We start from the raw sequence: 20,205 nt of genomic DNA, 5'->3' as shown, positions 1-20,205 counted from the left end.
GGCCTCAGGCGCCGACGGCGTCGAGGATGCGCTCGAGCCCGTAGTCGAAGGCGTCGTCGACGTCTCCGCCGAGCCGGAACGCGCCAGCGAGATCCATCGCGAGGAAGCCGTGGAGCCACGCCGTCAGCAGCCGCGCCGCGGCGAGGGCGTGGTCGTCGCCCACGAGGTCGCGCGCTGCGGCGAGCAGCGGCTGGGCGGCGTCGGCGAGCGCCCGCGCGTCCGGTCGCGAGTGCGCGGCGGGTGCGAAGACGAGGCCGTACCCGATGGGCGCCCGATGGGCGAAGCGCCTCGTGGCGATCGCGATGGCGACGAGCCGCGCACGCGGGTCGCCTGCGCCCTCCTCCGCCGCGGCGATCGTGGCGGCGAGGTCGTCGAGCGTCGCGGCGACGACGGCGGCCAGCAGGGCGTCGCGGCTCGCGACGCGCTTGTAGAGCGATGGTGCGCGGACGCCGACGCGCTCGGCGACCGCCTGCATCGTGAGCGCGTCGACGCCGCCGGCCTCGACGACGGCTCGTGCGGCGTCGACGATGGCGGCGGTGCTCGTGCGCTCGGGGGCGGGCATCGGTCCTCCGTTCGGATGCAGCCTCCATCATAGGCTATTGACCATAGCCATGAAGGCTATGTATCGTAGCCATCATGCTCCTCGCACCCGATGTCCACCGCCTCGGCGACGACCGCGTCGCCTTCCTGCTCGTCGTCGACGACGAGGGCGTGACGCTCATCGACGCCGGCCTGCCCGGCCACCGTCGCGACCTGCGGCGCGCCCTCCGCGCGCTCGGCCGCACCGAGGCCGACGTGCGCGGCATCGTGCTGACCCACGGCGACTCCGACCACATCGGGTTCGCCGAGGCCCTGCGCGTGCGCCACGACGTGCCCGTCTTCGTGCACGAGGCCGACGCTCGGCGCACGCGCGGCGACGACCCGGCCCCGCCGACCCCGGCTCCCGCGTGGCGCCTGCCCGCCGCGCTCGGCTTCGTCGCGACGATGCTCGCCAAGGGAGGCCGCACCCGCCGCGTGCGCGAGGTGCACGCCGTGCGCGACGGCGACGTGCTGCCGCTGCCTGGCGCTCCCGTCGTCGTCGCGATGCCCGGCCACTCCCCCGGGTCCATCGCGGTGCACCTGCCCCGGCATCGCGTCGTCGCCGTCGGCGACGCGCTCACGACGCGGCATGTGCTCACCGGCGACGCCCATCCCCAGCTCGCACCGTTCACCGACGACCTGCAGGTCGCTGCGACGTCGCTCTCTCGCCTCGCCACGCTCGACGCCGACGTCGTCGTGCCGGGCCACGGCACCGTCTGGCGCGGCTCGCCGCGCAGCCTCGTCGACGCCATCCGGACCTGACGGCGTCGCGATCGCGCGCGACACCTGGCACGCTGGGTGCATGCAGCACGAGCGCGAGCACGAGCACGAGCAGGACCGCATCCCGCCCGAGCTCGACCCCGCCTACTCGGCCTTCGACGACGACCGCCCGTCGCGCACGATGGCCAACCGGCTCCGCCCGGTGATCTGGGTCGCGGCCGTCGCCGCGCTCGTGGCGATGACGTTCGTCTTCGTGCTCTGAGCCCGCGACCGACCACCACCTGCACAGCAGCCTCGCTCGCGCCAACCCCCTCCCCGCCGACGACCGGCGCACCTAGCCTCGCCGCATGACCCTGACGCGCAGGACGATGCTCACGGGGATGCTCGCCGGCGGTCTCGGGCTCACGGCGTGCACCGCCACCGACCCGACCGTGCACGCGAGCGGCGACGAGGACGACCCGTCGACGCCGCCCGGGACGCCGCCCGCGTTCCCCACCCTCGACCGCACGATCGCGACAGGGCTCGCAGTGCCGTGGTCGCTCGCGTTCCTCGCCGACGGCGCCGCGCTCGTCTCCGAGCGCGAGACGGGCCGCATCCTCCGCGTCGACGGCACGGGCGGCATCGACGAGGTGGGCGTCGTGCCCGGCGTCGCCGCGCAGGGAGAGGGCGGGCTGCTCGGCCTCGCGCTCTCGCCCGACGCGACCGCGCTGTACGCGTACCTGTCGAGCGACGACGACAACCGGCTCGTGCGCATGCCGTTCGACGGCGGGATCGGCGCACCGGAGGTGCTCGTCGACGGCATCGATCTCGCGTCGAACCACCAGGGCGGACGCCTGCGGTTCGGGCCGGACGGCATGCTCTACGTGACCGTCGGCGACGCCGCCGACGGCGCCCTCGCCCAGGATCCGGACTCGCTGGCCGGCAAGATCCTGCGCCTCGACCTCGACGGGCAGGCGGCGGAGGGCAACCCGTTCGGCACGCGCGTGTGGTCGCTCGGGCATCGCAACCCGCAGGGGCTCGCATGGGACGGCGACCGCATGTGGGCCGCGGAGTTCGGCCAGAACGCCGCCGACGAGCTCAACCGCATCGAACCGGGTGGCAACTACGGCTGGCCGGAGGTGGAGGGCGCAGGGGGCGCGCCGCAGTACGTGGACCCCGTGGTGACGTGGCCGACGTCGGAGTGCTCGCCGTCGGCCCTCGAGATCGACCGAGGCGTCGCCTACCTGTGCGCGCTGCGCGGGCAGGGGCTGTGGGTCATCCCCCTCGCGGGCGACGGCGCAGGCACCCCGCAGAAGGCGTTCGACGGCGAGCTGGGCAGGCTGCGCTGCGTCGCGCTCGCCCCTGACGGGTCGCTGTGGGTCACGACGAGCAATCGCGACGCGAACGGCACCCCCGGCGCCGACGACGACCGCATCCTGCGCGTCGTCGTCTCGTAGCGCTCCGGCTCAGCCGCCTGCGGCCGTGTACCGGTGCTCCGGCCTGCCAGCCGACCCGTACCGCGGCTCGACCCGGGCGACGCCGAGCTCGACGAGCCGCTCGAGGTATCGCCGCGCGCTGACGCGAGACATGCCGATGCGCTCGGCGACCTCCGCAGCCGACGCATCGGCGCCCGACTCGGCGAGGACCGCCTCGACGGCCTGCAGCGTGCGATCGTTGACGCCCTTGCGCACCAGCCGCGGCCCGGCCTGGCTGCCCAGCACCGCGTCGATGCCCGCCTGGTCGAGCGTGGATGCGGCGAGCGCGCGCTCCTGCGCCACGGCCCGGTGCACGTCGTCGAGCCGCTGGTGCAGCGTCTGCATGTCGAAGGGCTTCACGAGGTAGTGGCGAACGCCCTGCGTGCGCGCCAGACGCACCGTCTCGAGGTCGCGGGCGGCGGTCACCGCGATCACCTCGACGCGGCTGCCGCGCGAGCGCAGCCTGCGCAGCACCGTGAGGCCCGACATGTCGGGCAGGTGCACGTCGAGCAGCACGACGTCGGGCGCGAGCGTCTCGACGGCGTCCAACGCCTGCTCCCCCGTGGGGGCGACGGCGACGACCTGGAAGCCGGCATGCCGCTCCACGAAGCCGCGCGTGACGAGCGCGACCTGCGGCTCGTCCTCGACGACCAGGGCGCGCAGCACGCTCATGCCCCCACCTGCGCGCCCGCGCGCGCCTGCACGGGCAGCGTCACGGTCATGCGCGCACCGCCGAGGTCGGAGTCGTCGACGCGCACGTCGCCGCCGAGGCGGCGCACGACGCGCCGCACGAGCGTGAGCCCGTAGCCGCGAGCGCGCCCCTCGCCCTTCGACGAGTGCCCGAGCTCGAAGATGGCGCTGCGCACCGCGTCGGGCACGCCCGGACCGTCATCCTCCACGACGATCCGGCCGGGGCCGCGCTCGTCGCCGTCGCCGCTCGCGAGCGTCACCCGCACGCGGCCCTGCACGCCCGTCGCCTCGAGCGCGTTGTCGACGAGGTTGCCGACGACCGTCACGAGGTCTGCGCCCTCGACCGCGAAGGGCACGGCGAGCGCCGTCGCGTCGACCGTGAGGAGCACGCCGAGCTCCCGTGCCCTGGCTCGCTTGGCGAGCACGAGCGCTGCGAGCTCGAGGTCGTGGATGCCCGACTCCTCGACGCCGCTGATCGCGCCGCCGTCGCCCTCCCGCCGCACCATCGCGAGCGCCGCCTCCGACTCGCCGAGCTCGATGAGGCCGCCGATCGTGTGCAGCGTGTTGGCGAACTCGTGTCGTTGCGCGCGCAGACCCTCGGCGGCGGACTGCGCGCCGGCGAGCGCACGCAGCGCGTCGTCGGTCTCGGTGCGGTCGACGAGGATCACGACGGTGCCGACGGTGCGGTCGTGCACGACGACGGGGTCGGCGTGGGCGACGAGCACGCGCTCCCCTGCGAGCACGAGCCGCTGCCCGTCGTCGGCGAGGAGGTCTGCGACGTCGGCGTCGAGCACGCCGTCGATCGCCTCGCCGACGGCATGCTCGACGTCGACGTCGAGCAGGCGCGCGGCAGCGTCGTTGCACAGCACGATGCGACCGTCGTCCCCGACGACGACGATGCCCTCGCGGATGCCGTGCAGCGTCGCATCCCGCGTCTCGAGCATCGCCTTGATCTCGTCGGGCTCGACGCCGTGGAGGCGCTTGCGCACGACGCTCGCCGCCCACGTCGCCAGCAGCACGCCCACGATGGCGGCGACGGCGAGGAATCCCGACAGCGACCAGATCGAGCCGAGCAGGTCGGCGCGCAGCTCCGACTCGAGGATGCCCACCGACACCTGGCCGATGATCTCGCCGTCCGCGTCGAACACCGGCACCTTCACCCGCCACGACTCGCCCAGCGTGCCCGTCTCGGTCGTGATGACCATCTCGCCCGTCCACGCCGCCGTCGGCTCGGTCGAGGCGGGCTCGCCGATGCGCTCGGGGTTCGGGTGCGAGAAGCGGATGCCGTCGACGTCGGTGACGACGACGTACGTCACGTCGGAGGAGGTGCGGATGAGCTCGGCGATCGGCTGGATCGTGATCGACGGCTCGGGGTCGTCGAACGCGTCGAGCACGGTCGGCAGCTGCGCGACCGAGTAGGCGACGCCGACCATGCGATCGACGTACGCGTCGCGGATCTGCCGCTCCTGGATGACGACGGCGGCGACGCCCGCACCGAGGATGACGACGAGCATGATGACGGACTGCAGCAGCACGAGCTGGGTGCGCAGTCGCATCGCCCGGATCGCGCCCGGCATGCGCCGGCTCCGGAGCGCCATCGCCCTGGTCATGAGCCGATGGTACGTCCGATGCCCGCGTTCGGCGCATCCGAGCGGGACCGAAACGACCACAACGACGCCTTTCGCACGCAACGGGTGCGGCAGGCGCCCGCATCCCTATCGTCGGCGCAGATCGCGATCCGGCATGGCGCCGGTCGCTCGACGATGAGAGGCGATCGACATGACCGACGACGTTCAGACCACGAGGCTCCGCCGCACCCTCACGATCGGCGCGGTGGCCGTGTCGGCCTTCGCGCTCGCAGCGTGCTCCTCCGGCGGCGCAGGCGGCGACGACGGCGGCGACTCCGACGGCGCACCCGCCGAGATCACCGCCCTCGACGTCATCGCTCCCGCCGACCCGGGTGGCGGCTGGGACCAGACGGCACGTGCCGTCTCCGCGGCGCTCACGGGCGACGAGCTCGTCGGCTCGGCCCCCGTGACGAACATCGGTGGCGCTGGCGGCACCGTCGGCCTCGCGAGCCTCGCGACCGAGTCCGACTTCCAGACCGTCATGGTCACGGGATCGGTCATGGTCGGTGCGGTCGAGACGAACGCATCCGAGAACCGCATCGAGGACATGACGCCCATCGCGCGCCTCACGCAGGAGCCCCTCGTGATCGTCGTGCCCGCCGACTCCGACTTCGAGTCGGTCGAGGATCTCGTCGACGCGATCGTCGAGGACGGCCCGCAGGTGACCGTCACGGGCGGCTCCGCAGGCGGGATCGACCACATCCTCGCCGGCCAGCTGCTCATCGAGGGCGGCGTCGACGCCGCCGACGTGCCCACGACGCTCAACTACATCGCGAACTCCGGCGGCGGCGAGGCGCTGACGATGCTCCTCGGCGGCACGGCGATGGTCGGCATCTCCGGCGTCGGCGAGTTCGCCGAGTCCGTCGAGTCCGGCGACCTCCGGGCCCTCGCGGTCTCGTCGGCCGAGCCCGCGCTCATGCTCCCCGACGTGCCCACGCTGCAGGACGAGGACATCGACATCGAGCTCACGAACTGGCGCGGCCTCCTCGCCCCCGGCGACATCTCCGCCGAGGAGCAGCAGGCGCTCGTCGATCTCGTGACCGAGATGCACGACGGCGGCGCATGGACCGACGCGGTCGAGACGAACGGCTGGACCGACGCGTTCCTCACGGGCGACGACTTCCAGGCATTCCTCGACGAGGACATCACGCTGACGCAGGAGACCCTGCAGACGATCGGCCTCACCTCGTGACCCTCGAGGCCGGCGCACCCGAGGGTGCGCCGGCCTCGACCCGCGTGCTCCCCCGGGCGCACCGGATCGAGGCCATGGTCGTCGTCGGTGTCGTCATCGCCATCGCCATCGCCGCGCTCGTGCTGACGACGCAGATCCGCGAGGCCGGCACGGCCACCACGCTCGGCGCCCGCGTCATCCCCTACGCCGTCGGGACCCTGCTGCTCGTCGCAGGCGTCGGCGTGCTCGTCGGCCAGCTGCGCGGCCGATTCGGGGAGGCGGAGGACGGCGAGGACGTCGACCTCGACGCCGGAACGTCGTGGATCACGACCGTCATCGTCGCGCTCGCGTTCCTGTCGCTCGTCGTCACGATCCCGCACCTCGGCTGGCCGCTCGGCGTCACGGTGCTGTTCGCCGCCTCCGCCATCGCGCTCGGCGCGAAGCGCTGGTACGTCGCCGTGCTCGTCGGGTTCGGCCTCGGCATCGTGAGCCAGCTGCTCTTCGGCACCCTGCTCGGCCTCTCGCTGCCCGCCACGGGCACCCTCACCGGCTGGATCCCCCTTGGATAGCATCACCCTCCTCATCGAGGGCTTCGCGACCGCAGCGCAGCCCATCTACCTGCTGTACGCACTGCTGGGCGTCTTCGTCGGCACCGCCGTGGGCGTGTTGCCGGGCATCGGCCCCGCCATGACGGTCGCGCTGCTGCTGCCCATCACGTATGCGCTCGAGCCGACCGCGGCCCTCATCGTGTTCGCCGGCATCTACTACGGCGGCATGTACGGCGGGTCGACGACGTCGATCCTGCTGAACACGCCGGGCGAGTCGGCGTCGATCGTCACGGCGCTCGAGGGCAACAAGATGGCCCGCGCCGGGCGCGGCGCCGCCGCGCTCGCCACCGCCGCCATCGGCTCGTTCATCGCCGGCACGATCGCGACGGTGCTGCTCACCCTCGTCGCTCCCACGATCGCCCGCTGGGCGGTCGGCCTCGGCCCGCGCGACTACTTCGCGCTCATGATCGTCGCCTTCCTCACCATCGGAGCGCTCTTCGGCTCCAGCGTGTGGCGCGGCGTCGTCTCGCTCGCGCTCGGCCTGCTCATCGGCCTCGTCGGCGTCGACTCCATCTCGGGACAGTCGCGCTTCACGCTCGGCGTCCCGCAGCTCACCGACGGCATCGACGTCGTGCTCGTCGCCGTCGGGCTCTTCGCCCTCGGCGAGGCGCTGTACATCGGCTCCCGGCTGCGCAGCGGGCAGATCCCCCTCATCCCCATCACCCGCGGATGGCGCACGTGGATGCGCCGCTCCGACTGGGCACGCTCGTGGAAGCCGTGGCTGCGTGGCACGGCGATCGGCTTCCCCATCGGCACGATCCCCGCAGGCGGTGCCGACGTCGCGACGTTCCTGTCGTACGCGACCGAGCGTGGCCTGGCCAAGGGCGAGTACAAGCAGCAGTTCGGCAAGGGCGCCATCGAGGGCGTCGCAGGACCCGAGTCGGCGAACAACGCCGCCGCGGCGGGCGTGCTCGTGCCGTTGCTGACGCTCGGCATCCCGACGACGGCGACGGCGGCGATCATCCTGTCCGCGTTCCAGACGTACGGCATCCAGCCGGGGCCGCGCCTGTTCGAGTCGCAGGGTCCGCTCGTGTGGGCGCTCATCGCGAGCCTCTACATCGGCAACATCATGCTGCTCGTGCTGAACCTGCCGCTCGTGGGCCTGTGGGTGAAGCTGCTGCAGATCCCGCGGCCCTACCTGTACGCCGGCATCCTCGTCTTCGCGGGGCTCGGGGCGTACGCGGCGAACTTCACGACGTTCGACATCTTCATCCTGCTGGTGCTCGGCATCATGGGCTTCTTCATGCGTCGCCACGGATTCCCCGTGTCGCCGCTCGTCGTCGGCGCGATCCTCGGCCCGATGGCGGAGGAGGAGCTGCGGCAGGCGATGCAGCTCGGCGTCGGCGACCCCGCCTACCTCGTGCAGTCGCCGTTCGCGGTCATCGCATACGCGCTGGCGGTCGTCATCATCGGCCTGTCGCTGTGGCTGCGGCGTCGCAGCGCCCGCTTCGAGGCGCAGCTGGCCGCGGAGAGCGCTGCAGCGTCGACCGAGTCGATCGCGACGCTCGACGTCGAGATCGAGTCGCACGAGCCGCACCCGCAGGTCGACCGCGGAGCGCTCTCGACGACGTCGATCCCGACGAGTCGGCGACGCCCGCTGCGCCGCCGGAAGGACGAGGAGCCACCCGGCGACTGACCGGGCTGCGCAGATGCACGGCTGAGCGAGCCACGGGATGCGATGCGTCCTCGAAGCCCCGCTCAGCCGCGCATCTTCGTGCGCCGGTCGAGGTGCCCCCGCCGACGCACGACGGCGAGCAGATCCTGGAGGACGGCGTCCCAGTCGTCGATCACCTGCCGATAGGTGACACGCACGACGACGTAGCCGGCCGCGACCAGTGCTCGATCACGCGCCCGATCGGCGGCGTGCGCCTCCCAGGCTGCGTGATGCTCTGCGCCGTCGCACTCCACCACGAGCCGGTCGCCGATGAGCAGATCGACGCGACGACGGCCGATCCAGACCTGCGTCCTCACGCGGATGCCGCATGCTCGCAGCCGGACGCGGACGATGCTCTCGAGTCCCGACTCGGCGACGTCGACGCTCGCGAGGAGCGCACGAACTCGGGCTGGCGCGTCACGCATCCACCGCTCGAGCGCATCGCGAGTCGCGTCGCGACGGTGCAGCAGCGAGTCGGCGATCACGATGATGTCCTCATGCGTGCCGCAGCGCAGCACGCAGCGGAACGCCGTCTCGACATCGTCGACAGCCGACGTCACGCGCGGGTTCGCGCCGTACGGCCTGCACCCCACGGCGCGGCGACGCGCGGCATGCCTGCCGCGACGCACATGCCCACGGCCGAGGCCCTCCGGCACCCAGGCTCCGTGGAGACGCAACGCATCGGCGCACGAGAGGCACCCGCCGGACCGGACCGCACGAACCGTCGCGTCGTGCGCACCGGGTAGCGCGTGCCACCCGGACCGGAGCCGCGTCAGCCGCCCCTCGGCGACCGCGCGTCGGATCGCGCTCGCCGTCCATCCGGAGGCAGCGAGCTGCATGGTGGAGACGACGCCGCCGGGCTGGAGCAGAGGATCGAGCATGCGCCGATCCTCGCCGCGCGGTGCCCACGCCCCCTGTGGCCGACGCGGGCCTGCGGATCGCACGCCCGGACGCGCACCTGTGCGGGACGTGAGCGACCCACCGCGCGCGGTCCGGCTCTCAGCCGCGCATCCGGGCACCTGCTGCGCCGCGGCCTGCGGAGCTGTCGCTAGACCTTCTCGATGGGCGCGATCTTGATGAGCAGCCGCTTCTTGCCGACCGCGTCGAACTGCACCTCCGCGACCCGCTTGGGCCCGGCGCCGGTGACGGCGGAGACGCGCCCCTCGCCGAAGTCCTTGTGGCGGATGCGATCGCCGGGCACGAGCTCGAGGCCGGAGTTGTTGCGCACCTCGGCGATGGTGTTGGGGAACGCCTTCTTCTCGCCAGCGGGCAGCGCGTCGGGATAGCGGCCGCCCGAGCGCGAGCCGCCGAATCCGCCACCACCGGTGCCCAGCGCACCCTGCCTCGCACCACCCTGGCGAGCGTTGAGCGCACGCGACTGCGAGCCGCCGCGGCCGTTGACGAACCCGGGCGACTGGCGCCAGTCGATGAGCTCGGCGGGGATCTCCTGCAGGAAGCGGCTCGGCATGGCGACGGTGACCTCGCCGAACTGCGCGCGCGTCATCGCGAGCGACAGGTAGAGGCGCTTGCGTGCGCGCGTGACGCCCACGTAGAAGAGGCGGCGCTCCTCGGCCGGGCCACCTGGCTCGTTCGCGGAGATGCGGTGCGGCAGCAGGTCCTCCTCGACGCCCGTGATGAACACCGCGTCGAACTCGAGGCCCTTCGCGGTGTGCAGGGTCATGAGCGACACCTGCCCCTCCGAGTCGTCGAGCTCGTCTGCTGCGGCGACCAGCGCGACCTCGGTGAGGAAGTCGATGAGCGAGCCGTTCGGGTTCGCCTTGCGGAACTCCTTCGTGACCGAGATGAGCTCCTCGACGTTCTCGGCACGCGCGGCATCCTGCGCATCCGGGGAGGCACGCAGCTGCTCGAGGTAGCCGGTGCGGCCCATGAGGTCGGCGAGCACCGTGCCCGGGTCGGGGTTCTCGGCCTGCGAATGCGCGTCGAGCAGGGTGGCGAGCGTGCGGATGGCGCCGGTGACCTTCGGGCCGAAGCCGAGCTCGTCGACGCGGCGCATCGCGTCGCGCAGCGTGAGGTCGTGCTCGTCGGCGAACGCCTGCAGCGTCGCCTCGGTGGCGGGGCCGATGCCGCGCTTGGGCACGTTGAGGATGCGGCGCAGGCTCATGGCGTCGTCGGGGTTCGCGACGGCCACGAGGTACGCCATGGCGTCCTTGATCTCGGCGCGCTCGTAGAACTTCGTGCCGCCGATGACCTTGTAGGGGATGGCGGAGCGGATGAGGATCTCCTCGAGCGCTCGCGTCTGCGCGTTCGTGCGGTAGAACACCGCGATCTGCGACCAGGGCATGCCCGTGGTCTGCAACGACACGATCTCGTCGGCGACGAACTGCGCCTCGTCGTGCCCCGAGTAGCCGGTGTAGCCGACGATCATGTCGCCGTCGCCCTCGGTGGTGAAGAGGTTCTTGTCGCGACGGTCGAAGTTGTGCTTGATGACGGCGTTCGCGGCCGAGAGGATGTGCTGCGTCGACCGGTAGTTCTGCTCGAGCAGCACGACCTTCGCATCGGAGAAGTCGCGCTCGAACTCGACGATGTTGCGGATGTCGGCGCCGCGGAACGCGTAGATCGACTGGTCGGAGTCGCCGACGACCGTGAGCGAGGCGCCGGGGATCTCGCCGCGCTGGTCGGGCAGCGTGTTCGCGGGCACGCCCTGCGTGAGCTCGCGGATGAGGGCGTACTGGGCTCGGTTGGTGTCCTGGTACTCGTCGACGAGGATGTGCCGGAACCGCTTGCGGTAGAGGGCTGCGACGACGGGGAACGCGCGGAACAGGTAGACGACCTGGCCGATGAGGTCGTCGAAGTCGAACGCGTTGGCGCGACGAAGCTCGTGGTCGTAGCGGCGCCAGATCTCGACGAACGCCTGCTCGCGCGGGTCGGAGAGGTTGGCGGTCTCGCGGTACGAGTCGACGTCGTGGAGGTCGTTCTTCGCCTTGGAGATCTTCGACGCGGTGCCGCCGGGCGTGAGTCCGAGGGTGTCGGCGCCGGAGTCCTTGATGAGCCGCTTCACGAGCGCGCGCGTGTCGCCGGAGTCGTAGATCGAGAACGACTGCTTGAAGCCGAACTGCTCGGCCTCGCGACGCAGGATGCGCACGCATGCGGAGTGGAACGTCGAGATCCACATGCCGCGCGCCTCGTCGCCCACGATGGCCGAGACGCGCTCGCGCATCTCGCCAGCCGCCTTGTTCGTGAACGTGATGGCGAGGATCTGGCTCGGCCACGCCTCGCGCGTCGACAGCAGCCCTGCGATGCGCTGCGTGAGCACGCGCGTCTTGCCGGAGCCCGCACCCGCGACGATGAGCAGCGCGGGGCCTCGGTGCAGCACGGCTTCGCGCTGCGGCGGGTTGAGCCCCTCGAGCAGCGCCTCGTCGACGGCGGGCTCGCCTGCCCCGGCACGCCCGATGGGCGTCGGCACGAGCGGCGCGTCGTCCAGCCCCCAGAGATCCGTCATGACGCTCACGATCCTACGGGCGACGGCCGACGCGGCTCGCCGTGCCGGCGCATCCAGCACCCTTCGAGGCTCGCTCCGCTCGCACCTCAGGGACCGGGACGAAGGCGGCCCGGCGCGCCGTGGCTCAGGCGCGTCGACGCACGCCCAGCGCCACGCCTGCCGCGACGAGCAGCATCGCGAGCGCGAGCAGGCCGACGCCCAGCTCGATGCCCGTCTGCGGCAGCGATCCCTGGCCGCCCTGGCCGCCAGCGATCGGCGTCTCGGACTGCGCTGGTGCGCTCGGCACCGGGTCGCTCGGCACCGGATCCGACGGCGCCGGGTCGGACGGCGCCGGGTCGGAGGGCACGGGCGCGACGCAGTCCGCGCCGGGCGCGATGCGCAGCGAGACGCCCTGGTGCGGCGAGTCGGACGCCCACAGCACCGTCGGGGTCGCAGCCGCATCGGCGGCGCACCACTGCATCGCGAGACCCTCGTTCGTGAAGGCGGGGTCCATGGCGGCCGGCGGCTCGAACTCGCCCTGCACGGTGAGCACGCCGTCGACGAACGCGTACTGCGCGCTGCGGTTGCCGCAGACCTCGTCGCACAGCCCCCAGAGCTCGTTGCCGCCGTCGCGCCAGTCGAGGCTCATCACGAACGGCACGGCGGCGCCGGGCTGCGCGGTCTGCAGCAGCGTGTGCGTGCCGTCCTCCTCGAGCACGAGGAGGTGGATGAGGCCGGTCGACTCGACGGCGACCGCCGCGACGCCTCCGAGGTGCGGTCCGAACGCGGCGGGGTCGTACGGCTGGCCGTCGACGCCGACGATGCCGAGCGCCACGGCATCGGCGTCGGAGATCCACTCGACCGCCTCGGGGCCGCCGTTCGCGCCGATGGCGCCGGTGACGTCGGCGAGGTTCCACTCGTGGGTGGCTGCGGTGCTGCCGTCGGCACCGAGCTCGAGGCGCAGCACCGACGGACGCGAGACGCTGCTGGCGTCGTCGTTCCGCTCGGTCGCGAGCAGCAGCGAGCCGTCGCCGACGACGGAGACGCCCTCGGTGTCCGGCAGCCCGGAGCCGTCCGGGTAGGTGGCGGTCCACGTGCGGTCGACGGCGTAGACGCCGTCGGTCGCCGACATGGCGTAGACCTCGCCGAGGCCGTTGTTCACGGCGTAGAGCGTGCCGTCGGCGGCGAGATCGAGGCCCGACGTGTCGTCGCCGAAGGTGCCGGGCGCGATGGCGTCGAGCACCGTCTGGCCGAACGGCCACGGCTGCGCCTCGGGCTCCTCGACGGTGGTGCAGTCGTTGGCGAGCTCGAAGGTGCTGCGCGCGGTGACCGCGAAGGCGCCCGTCATGTCGGGGCAGCGGCCGAAGGTCGTCGGCGCGTGGCCGTCGACCCAGCCGAACGAGTCGACGACGGCGCCCGTCTCGTCGCGCACGGTGACGCGGTCGGTGCCGCCGAGGCCGAAGAAGTCCTCGGGGGCGTCGGTGCGGATGCCGAGGTACCCGCCCGACTCGATCTCGGTGCCGGCAGGCAGCACGATCGGGTCGTGCGTCGGGTCGCCGTCGATGAGGGTCCAGCCCGAGACGTCGACCGCGTCGACCGTGTCGGTGTTGGCGAGCTCGACCCAGTCGCTCACGGGGTCGCCGTTCGACTCGACCTCGTTGATGACGACGGGCGACTCGATCGCCCGCTCGACGTTCGCCTGGCCGCGCGTGATCTCGGTGTCGACGAACGCGCCGGTGCCGTCGGGGATGCGGCCCTCGGAGACGGCGTGGTCGGTCCACGCGACCGTGTCGGCGAGGCCGGTGCCGTCCTCGGTGATGATGCTGATCTCGTCGTTCGAGCCGAGGCCGAAGCCGTCTGGCGTCACGTTCGTCTCGATGACGACGAACGCGCCGGGCTCGACGACCGTGCCGGCTGCGATGCGGAGGGTCGACAGCGGATCGTCGTCCCGCAGGATCCAGCTCGACACGTCGACGGCCGACGCGCTCACGTTCGTGAGCTCGACCCAGTCCTCGCCGCCGTCGGGGTCGTCGGAGAGCACCTCGTTGATGCGGATGCCGGTGTCGACGGGCTCGGGCTCGACGGTGACGACGCGGGCGACGTTCGCGGCGCCGGGCGTCGGCTCGGTGTCGACGAACGCGCCGGTGCCGTCCGGCAGGCGACCCTCGGTGAACGCGTGCGACGTCCACGAGTACGCGTCGATCGCGACGAGCGCGTCGTCGAAGAGCCGCGCCGAGTCGTTGGCGCCGAGGCCGAACTCGCTCGGCTGCAGCACGAGGAAGGCGCCTGGCGCGATCGTGCTGCCCTCGGGGATGACGTGGGCGTTCGCGTCCTGGTCGTCGCGCAGGATCCAGCCGGACACGTCGACGTCGGCCGCGCCTGCGTTGACGAGCTCGACGAAGTCGGGGGCGCCGACGGCGCTGTTGGACTGCACCTCGTTGATGCGGACGTCCGCGTCGGCGGCGGAGGCGGGGGTCGCGACCGCGATGCCGCCGATGGCGACGGCGGCGAGGGCTGCGACGGAGAGGGCGCGCTTGTGCACTGCAGGGACTCCTGTGCTGTGGGGGACCTCTGCATCCTGCGGACGCGGCACGAACGGCAGGTGAACGCCGGGTGGCCGCAGGCGTGCGCGCAGACGTCGCACGCGCGCGGCGACGCGTCGGCAGGGGGACGCCGCGCGACGCGTGCGGCGTCAGCGGGTGCGGCTGCCGCCGACCGCGCGATCGACGGCGAAGACGGCGAGGTCGGGATGGTCGGCGAACACGCCGTCGAGCCCCGCGCCCAGGAGCAGCTCCCACTCCCGCATCCAGGCGCCCCACTGCGCCCCGAGGGGTCCGCGGCGGTGCGCCTTCGCGAGGAAGCGGTTCTCTGGTCGCAGCGTCCATGCGAACACCGCGAGGCCGGCCGCGTGCGCACGCTCGACGAGGTCGGTCGCCCGCACGCCGTCGCGTCCCTCGTGCAGCAGCACCCGCTTGTCGACGCTGATGCCGTCGAACCCGTCGGCGGCGATCGTGGCGAGCCCGGCATCCGTGCGCTGCGACTCGTACGAGGGGGCAGCGGAGCCGAGGGACGCGACGGCGTCGGCGGGCGCCCCGGCCTGCTCGAGCAGGTACACGTAGCGTCCCGCGACGTCGCGAGCGCGCAGCCGTCGCAGCACGTCCTGCTCGAAGGCCTCCACGACGAGCCGCTCGGGCGTCGACGCCCAGCCGTGCTCGCGCAGCGCGTCGGCGACGAGCTCGTCGAGCGGGAGGCCGATGGACGCGAAGTAGGTGGCGTGCTTGATCTCGGCCACCATCCCGAGCCCGGTCTCGTCGAGGATGCGGAGCAGGTCGGTGAGTCGCAGGATGCCGAGCTGGCCGTCGAACGTGGCCGACGACTGGCGGATGCGCGGCAGCCGCTCGCGCACGGTGAGTCGCGACAGCTCGTCCCACGTGAGGTCCTCGGTGAACCAGCCGGTGAGCTGCTGCCCGTCGATCTCCTTCGTCGTGCGACGCGAGGCGAGCTCGGGGCGCGTGGCGACGTCGGTCGTGCCGGAGATCTCGTTCTCGTGCCGCAGCACGAGCACGCCGTCCTTCGTGGCCACGATGTCGGGCTCGACCATGTCGGCGCCGAGGCGGGCTGCGAGCCGGTACGCCTCCTCGGAGTGCTCGGGTCGGTAGCCGCAGGCTCCTCGATGGGCGACGACGAGCGGCCTGGTCACGCGACCAGGGTAGTCGTCGGGGATGGCGGGGAGACGGCGGCGTGCGCCTGGCGCGAACGGGCAGGCGACCACAGCCAATCCATGGCGTTCCTGGCTACGCTGGGCGAGGACTTCCCATCCCGAACAGGAGCACATCACCGTGGCAGGCTTCGGCTTCTCCAACTCCCCCGCGTTCTCGCGCGATCCGCAGCGGGCTGCGCAGCTGCAGCAGGACCGCGACTACGTGCCCGGCCAGACGTACGCGCCGCCGCAGGGCCAGGGTCAGCAGGGCTCGCAGCAGACCGGATTCCAGCAGTACGGCCAGCAGCAGGGCTACCGCCAGCCGGCAGCGCCCTCGTCGGAGCAGCTCGGCCAGATGTACGACCGTCCGTCGGCGACGTCGTCCGACACGGGCCGCCTCACGTTCGACGGCGTGATCCGCAAGACGGTCGTGACGCTCGGCGCGGTGGCTGCGGGCTTCCTGCTGCAGATGGCGCTGTTCCTCACGGGCAACGGCATGCTCATGCAGGGCCTCATGATCGCCGGCCTCGTCGTCGGCCTCGTGCTGGGCTTCGTCAACGCGTTCAAGCGCGAGCCGAGCCCGGCGCTCATCCTCGCCTACGGCGCTGCGCAGGGTCTCGCGGTCGGTGGCATCAGCGTGCTGTTCGAATGGGGCCCGTTCAACCTCTCGGGCATCATCCTGCAGGCGCTGCTCGGCACCGGCGCGGTGTTCGCGGCGACGCTCGCGCTCTACGCGTTCCGCATCGTGCGCGTCACGCCCAAGCTCACGCGCTTCTTCTTCATCATCATGATCGCGTACGCGCTCTTCTCGGTCGTGAACCTCGTGCTCATGTGGACGGGCATCACGCCGGAGCCGTTCGGCATGCGCTCTGCGATCATCCCGGTCATCGGCATCCCGTGGGGCGTCGCGATCGGCCTGCTCGCCGTCGCGCTCGGCGCGTACTCGCTCATGCTCGACTTCAACAACGTCGAGATCGGCGTGCAGCGCGGCGTGCCTGCGAAGTACGGCTGGCAGGCGGCGTTCGGCATCACGGCCACGATCATCTGGCTGTACGTCGAGATCCTCCGCATCATCGCCATCGTGCGCGGCAGCAACTAGTGCGGCCGCCTTCTCCGGGATGCGTCCTGGAGAAGGCGGAGGCACGCACTCCGACGTGGGCGGCTGCACCATCGGCTCGCTCCGCTCACCTCGGACCCGGCCGTGACCGAGACAGCGCCCCGAGCCCCACGGCTCGGGGCGCTGTCTGGTTCCGGGAGCGCGCTGCGACGCGAGTACCCTCGACAGGTGCCCGACTCCCCCGACCAGCCGCCCGCGAGCCTCGATCCCGACGACCTCGCGACGGCGCTGCGCGTGCTCGAGCAGGGCGCGGGCCTCGCGGAGGACGACCCCGACCTCGTCGCGCTGAAGCGCGCGGCGTGGCTGCTGCAGAAGCGGCTGAAGAAGACGCGGCGCGAGGCGAAGACGTGGGCGGAGCGCAAGGCCGACCGTGCGGTCATCGAGGCGACCGCCACGGGCTCCCCCATGCGCATCGACGACGAGACGAAGGGCATCCCGCTCGTGTCGAGCGCGCGGGGCGCGTTCGCGGGCGAGCTGCAGAAGGCGCGGGGCTGCTACGTCTGCAAGCGCGAGTACACGCTCGTCGATGCGTTCTACCACGGCCTCTGCCCCGAGTGCGCTGCCCGCAGCCACGCGAAGCGCGACCAGCGCACCGACCTCACCGGCAAGCGTGCGCTGCTCACGGGCGGCCGCGCGAAGATCGGCATGTACATCGCGCTGCGGCTGCTGCGCGACGGCGCCCACACCACCATCACGACGCGCTTCCCGAAGGATGCGATGCGCCGCTTCGCGCAGATGGACGACGCGAGCGACTGGATCCACCGGCTGAAGGTCGTCGGCATCGACCTGCGCGACCCCACGCAGGTCATCGCGCTCGCCGACGACGTCGCCGCCGCGGGCCCCCTCGACATCCTCATCAACAACGCCGCCCAGACGGTGCGCCGCTCCCCGGGCTCGTACTCGGCGCTCGTCGAGCAGGAGGACGCTCCCCTGCCGACCGACCTCGCGCTGCCCGAGATGACGACGTTCGACGGCGTCTCGCAGATGCATCCCGCATCGATCGCGGGCGCGCTCGACCATCACGCGACTCCGCACCACGAGGGCGAGTCGCTCGAGCACGCGATGGCGGCGCAGACGGCGGCGTCGATGACGGCGCTCGCGTTGCGCGCAGGCCACGCGAGCCTCGACGCGCATCTCGCGGGCACCGCCGTCGATGCGGGCGGTCTGCTGCCCGACCTGCAGACGACGAACTCGTGGACGCAGACGGTCGAGCAGGTCGATGCGCTCGAGATGCTCGAGGTGCAGCTGTGCAACGCGACGGCGCCGTTCCTGCTCGTGTCGCGCCTGCGGGCGTCGATGCGCGCCGCGGTGCAGGCCGGCGCGCGCCGCGCGTACGTCGTGAACGTCTCGGCGATGGAGGGCCAGTTCGGCGGGCGCCGCTACAAGGGCGCGGGGCATCCGCACACGAACATGGCGAAGGCGTCGCTCAACATGCTCACGCGCACGAGCGGGCCGGAGATGTTCGAGACGGACCGCATCCTCATGACGGCCGTCGACACGGGGTGGATCACCGACGAGCGGCCGCATCAGGAGAAGCTGCGCATCGCGGCGGAGGGGTGGCATGCGCCGCTCGACCTCGTCGACGGCGCGGCGCGCGTGTACGACCCCGTCGTGCGTGGCGAGGCGGGCGAGGACCTCTACGGCGTCTTCCTCAAGGACTACGTCAAGGCGCCCTGGTAGCGAGGCCGCAACCCGCTCGCGCCGCCTCGTCCTCCGAACCCGCACGCCACGAGCACCTCGTGCGCACGGTGCACGCGAGCATCCGCTGACGTGCAGGTTCGGCGCTGCTCACGCTGGATGGATGCTCCGCGCGTCAGCTCGCGGCCGTCGCCGCGTCGGCGTCTGCCGGGGTCGTCGCCGTCGGGCGGCGCGACCAGAACGACGCGAGCAGCGAGCCCGAGACGTTGTGCCAGACGGAGAAGATCGCGGCGGGCAGTGCCGCCTCCGGCGAGAAGTGGGTGCCTGCGAGGCCTGCGGCGAGGCCGGAGTTCTGCATGCCGACCTCGATGGAGACTGCTCGCCTGGCGGGCTCGTCGAGGCCGACGGCGCGGGCGGCGACGTAGCCGAGGGCGAGGCCGACGCCGTTGAGCACGACGACGATGCCGAGGATGGCGAGGCCGAACGCGATGATCGTGGCGGCGCTGCCTGCGACGACGGCGAGCACGACGAGCGTGATGCCCACGACGGAGACGAGCGGCATCCACTCCACGACGCGCTCGACGATGCGCGGCAGGAAGCGTCGCAGCAGCAGGCCGATGGCGATGGGCACGATGACGATCTGCACGATCGACAGGAACAGGCCCACGGGGTCGACGGGCAGGTAGCTGCCTGCGAGCAGCAGCACGAGCAGCGGCGTGAGGAGGGGTGCGACGAGCGTCGACACCGTGGTCATCGCGACCGAGAGCGCCGTGTCGCCCTTCGCGAGGAACACCATGACGTTGGATGCGGTGCCGCCGGGGGCTGCGGCGACGAGGATGACGCCGACGGCGATGGCGGGGTCGAGGTCGAGCAGCGTCACGAGCAGGAAGCCGGTGAGGGGCATGATGACGAACTGGGCGACGATGCCGATGATGAGCGCGAGCGGCTTCTTCGCGACGATCGCGAAGTCGCTGCCGCGCAGCGTCATGCCCATGCCGAGCATGATGACCATGAGCAGCGGGGTCACCCATGCACCCAGCGGCAGGAACGGGCCGGGCACGAGCACTGCGATGGTGCCTGCGGCGAGCACGACGAGCGGGAACCAGGTGCCTGCGATCCTGCCGATGCGGGCGCCGACGTGCTCACGTGCGTTGGGCGCTGGTGCGGGATCGTGCGCGGGCATGCGGGGCTCCTCGTCGAGTGCTGGGGGACGCCATGACGATACTCGCGCGCGCATCGCGGCTGCGGCAGATGACGTCGTCGGGCGGGGGCGTGGGATGCTGCCGGCATGCGGATGCGTCTGGCGGTTCGGGAGCCGGTCGACGACGTCGCGCTCGCGGCGCTGCACGCGGCGGCCTTCGACGGCGAGCCTGGCGACGGGGCTCCGACGTCGGCGCGTCTCGAGCGGCACGACGTGTCGTGGGTGGCAGCGCATGCGGGTGACGAGCTGGTGGGGTTCGTGCGTGCGGTGTGGGATGGCGGCGTCCACGCGTTCGTGCTCGACACGATCGTGGCGCCGCCGTTGCAGGGTCAGGGCATCGGCACGCTGCTGCTGGCGGCCCTTGCGCAGGACTGCCGCGACCGTGGCATCCATCATCTGCATGTGGACTTCGAGCCCCGCCACGAGTCGTTCTACCGTGCGGCGGGCTTCCGTCCGACCCGCGCGGGCCTGCTCACGCTGCACCGCGACGCGAGCTGACGAGACGCGGCGCCCGGTCGGCGGCCGACGCACGCGAAGCGTGCGCCAGCCGCCGAGCAGCACGCGAGCGCTGATCGGGCGCGGCGTCTGGGTCGCGGGGTGTCGAGT

Annotated in this window: 17 protein-coding genes; 9 read left to right on the top strand and 8 right to left on the bottom strand. The window is 72.3% G+C overall.

Annotation, left to right across the window (positions count from 1 at the left end):
* Positions 1-4: 4 nt before the first annotated feature.
* A complete protein-coding gene (locus ACZ6H8_RS04410; RefSeq protein ID WP_464144762.1) occupies positions 5-562 on the bottom strand; it encodes a TetR/AcrR family transcriptional regulator in 558 nt (185 codons plus the stop codon).
* A gap of 74 nt (positions 563-636) precedes the next feature.
* Between ACZ6H8_RS04410 and ACZ6H8_RS04405 the strand changes: the two genes are divergently transcribed.
* From ACZ6H8_RS04405 to ACZ6H8_RS04395, 3 genes are all read left to right on the top strand, one after another.
* Positions 637-1,341 (top strand): MBL fold metallo-hydrolase, encoded by a 705-nt coding sequence (locus tag ACZ6H8_RS04405; protein ID WP_464144759.1) that lies wholly within the window; start codon positions 637-639, stop codon positions 1,339-1,341.
* 40 nt (positions 1,342-1,381) lie between these two features.
* Positions 1,382-1,561, top strand: coding sequence for a hypothetical protein (locus ACZ6H8_RS04400; RefSeq protein ID WP_464144757.1), 180 nt, complete (start codon positions 1,382-1,384; stop codon positions 1,559-1,561).
* Positions 1,562-1,646: 85 nt separating this feature from the next.
* On the top strand, positions 1,647-2,735 hold the full coding sequence (locus ACZ6H8_RS04395; RefSeq protein ID WP_464144756.1) for a PQQ-dependent sugar dehydrogenase: 1,089 nt from the start codon (positions 1,647-1,649) through the stop codon (positions 2,733-2,735).
* Positions 2,736-2,744: 9 nt separating this feature from the next.
* Here the strand turns inward: ACZ6H8_RS04395 and ACZ6H8_RS04390 are convergent, their stop codons facing one another.
* Positions 2,745-3,425, bottom strand: coding sequence for a response regulator (locus ACZ6H8_RS04390; protein WP_464144754.1), 681 nt, complete (start codon positions 3,423-3,425; stop codon positions 2,745-2,747).
* Positions 3,422-5,053 (bottom strand): ATP-binding protein, encoded by a 1,632-nt coding sequence (locus tag ACZ6H8_RS04385; RefSeq protein ID WP_464144752.1) that lies wholly within the window; start codon positions 5,051-5,053, stop codon positions 3,422-3,424. The genes ACZ6H8_RS04390 and ACZ6H8_RS04385 overlap by 4 nt, the downstream gene beginning before the upstream one ends.
* A gap of 169 nt (positions 5,054-5,222) precedes the next feature.
* Between ACZ6H8_RS04385 and ACZ6H8_RS04380 the strand changes: the two genes are divergently transcribed.
* The 3 genes from ACZ6H8_RS04380 to ACZ6H8_RS04370 all read left to right on the top strand — a co-directional run bounded on the left by ACZ6H8_RS04380 (position 5,223) and on the right by ACZ6H8_RS04370 (position 8,486).
* Positions 5,223-6,263 (top strand): Bug family tripartite tricarboxylate transporter substrate binding protein, encoded by a 1,041-nt coding sequence (locus ACZ6H8_RS04380; RefSeq protein WP_464144750.1) that lies wholly within the window; start codon positions 5,223-5,225, stop codon positions 6,261-6,263.
* 74 nt (positions 6,264-6,337) lie between these two features.
* Positions 6,338-6,811: a tripartite tricarboxylate transporter TctB family protein gene (locus tag ACZ6H8_RS04375; RefSeq protein WP_464144747.1), complete on the top strand. Its 474-nt coding sequence runs from the start codon at positions 6,338-6,340 to the stop codon at positions 6,809-6,811.
* Positions 6,804-8,486, top strand: a complete 1,683-nt coding sequence (locus ACZ6H8_RS04370; RefSeq protein ID WP_464144745.1) for a tripartite tricarboxylate transporter permease — start codon at positions 6,804-6,806, stop codon at positions 8,484-8,486. The genes ACZ6H8_RS04375 and ACZ6H8_RS04370 overlap by 8 nt, the downstream gene beginning before the upstream one ends.
* Positions 8,487-8,548: 62 nt before the next feature.
* Here ACZ6H8_RS04370 and ACZ6H8_RS04365 read toward each other — a convergent pair whose 3' ends face one another.
* From ACZ6H8_RS04365 to ACZ6H8_RS04350, 4 genes are all read right to left on the bottom strand, one after another.
* The gene (locus tag ACZ6H8_RS04365) at positions 8,549-9,064 is read right to left on the bottom strand and encodes an endonuclease domain-containing protein (protein ID WP_464144743.1); all 516 of its coding nucleotides are present in this window, start codon (positions 9,062-9,064) and stop codon (positions 8,549-8,551) included.
* Positions 9,065-9,552: 488 nt separating this feature from the next.
* On the bottom strand, positions 9,553-11,964 hold the full coding sequence (locus ACZ6H8_RS04360; protein ID WP_464144741.1) for an ATP-dependent helicase: 2,412 nt from the start codon (positions 11,962-11,964) through the stop codon (positions 9,553-9,555).
* 124 nt (positions 11,965-12,088) lie between these two features.
* Positions 12,089-14,485, bottom strand: coding sequence for a lamin tail domain-containing protein (locus tag ACZ6H8_RS04355; protein WP_464144739.1), 2,397 nt, complete (start codon positions 14,483-14,485; stop codon positions 12,089-12,091).
* Between the two features lie 150 nt (positions 14,486-14,635).
* A complete protein-coding gene (locus ACZ6H8_RS04350) occupies positions 14,636-15,643 on the bottom strand; it encodes a glycerophosphodiester phosphodiesterase family protein (protein WP_464144736.1) in 1,008 nt (335 codons plus the stop codon).
* A gap of 139 nt (positions 15,644-15,782) precedes the next feature.
* On the opposite strand from ACZ6H8_RS04350, the gene ACZ6H8_RS04345 reads away from it, so the two are divergent.
* Positions 15,783-16,742: a Bax inhibitor-1/YccA family protein gene (locus ACZ6H8_RS04345; RefSeq protein ID WP_464144733.1), complete on the top strand. Its 960-nt coding sequence runs from the start codon at positions 15,783-15,785 to the stop codon at positions 16,740-16,742.
* Positions 16,743-16,928: 186 nt separating this feature from the next.
* A complete protein-coding gene (locus ACZ6H8_RS04340; RefSeq protein WP_464144730.1) occupies positions 16,929-18,440 on the top strand; it encodes an SDR family NAD(P)-dependent oxidoreductase in 1,512 nt (503 codons plus the stop codon).
* A gap of 133 nt (positions 18,441-18,573) precedes the next feature.
* On the opposite strand, the gene ACZ6H8_RS04335 is transcribed toward ACZ6H8_RS04340, so the two are convergent.
* Complete coding sequence (locus ACZ6H8_RS04335; RefSeq protein ID WP_464144727.1) at positions 18,574-19,581, bottom strand: bile acid:sodium symporter family protein; 1,008 nt, start codon at positions 19,579-19,581, stop codon at positions 18,574-18,576.
* 105 nt (positions 19,582-19,686) lie between these two features.
* On the opposite strand from ACZ6H8_RS04335, the gene ACZ6H8_RS04330 reads away from it, so the two are divergent.
* Positions 19,687-20,097 carry a GNAT family N-acetyltransferase gene (locus ACZ6H8_RS04330; protein ID WP_464144723.1) on the top strand — a complete coding sequence of 137 codons (411 nt, stop codon included), beginning with the start codon at positions 19,687-19,689 and terminating at the stop codon, positions 20,095-20,097.
* Positions 20,098-20,205: the final 108 nt, after the last annotated feature.

The organism is Agrococcus sp. AC640b, assembly GCF_979255995.1.
The sequence above is the reverse complement of the archived record's forward strand: the minus strand, read 5'-3'. Positions and strand labels throughout refer to the sequence as shown.

Coding starts and splice junctions, on each gene's coding strand:
- ACZ6H8_RS04410 (WP_464144762.1), bottom strand. CDS start 562: ATGCCCGCCCCCGAGCGCACGAGCACCGCCGCCATCGTCGACGCCGCA.
- ACZ6H8_RS04405 (WP_464144759.1), top strand. CDS start 637: ATGCTCCTCGCACCCGATGTCCACCGCCTCGGCGACGACCGCGTCGCC.
- ACZ6H8_RS04400 (WP_464144757.1), top strand. CDS start 1,382: ATGCAGCACGAGCGCGAGCACGAGCACGAGCAGGACCGCATCCCGCCC.
- ACZ6H8_RS04395 (WP_464144756.1), top strand. CDS start 1,647: ATGACCCTGACGCGCAGGACGATGCTCACGGGGATGCTCGCCGGCGGT.
- ACZ6H8_RS04390 (WP_464144754.1), bottom strand. CDS start 3,425: ATGAGCGTGCTGCGCGCCCTGGTCGTCGAGGACGAGCCGCAGGTCGCG.
- ACZ6H8_RS04385 (WP_464144752.1), bottom strand. CDS start 5,053: ATGACCAGGGCGATGGCGCTCCGGAGCCGGCGCATGCCGGGCGCGATC.
- ACZ6H8_RS04380 (WP_464144750.1), top strand. CDS start 5,223: ATGACCGACGACGTTCAGACCACGAGGCTCCGCCGCACCCTCACGATC.
- ACZ6H8_RS04375 (WP_464144747.1), top strand. CDS start 6,338: ATGGTCGTCGTCGGTGTCGTCATCGCCATCGCCATCGCCGCGCTCGTG.
- ACZ6H8_RS04360 (WP_464144741.1), bottom strand. CDS start 11,964: ATGACGGATCTCTGGGGGCTGGACGACGCGCCGCTCGTGCCGACGCCC.
- ACZ6H8_RS04335 (WP_464144727.1), bottom strand. CDS start 19,581: ATGCCCGCGCACGATCCCGCACCAGCGCCCAACGCACGTGAGCACGTC.
- ACZ6H8_RS04330 (WP_464144723.1), top strand. CDS start 19,687: ATGCGGATGCGTCTGGCGGTTCGGGAGCCGGTCGACGACGTCGCGCTC.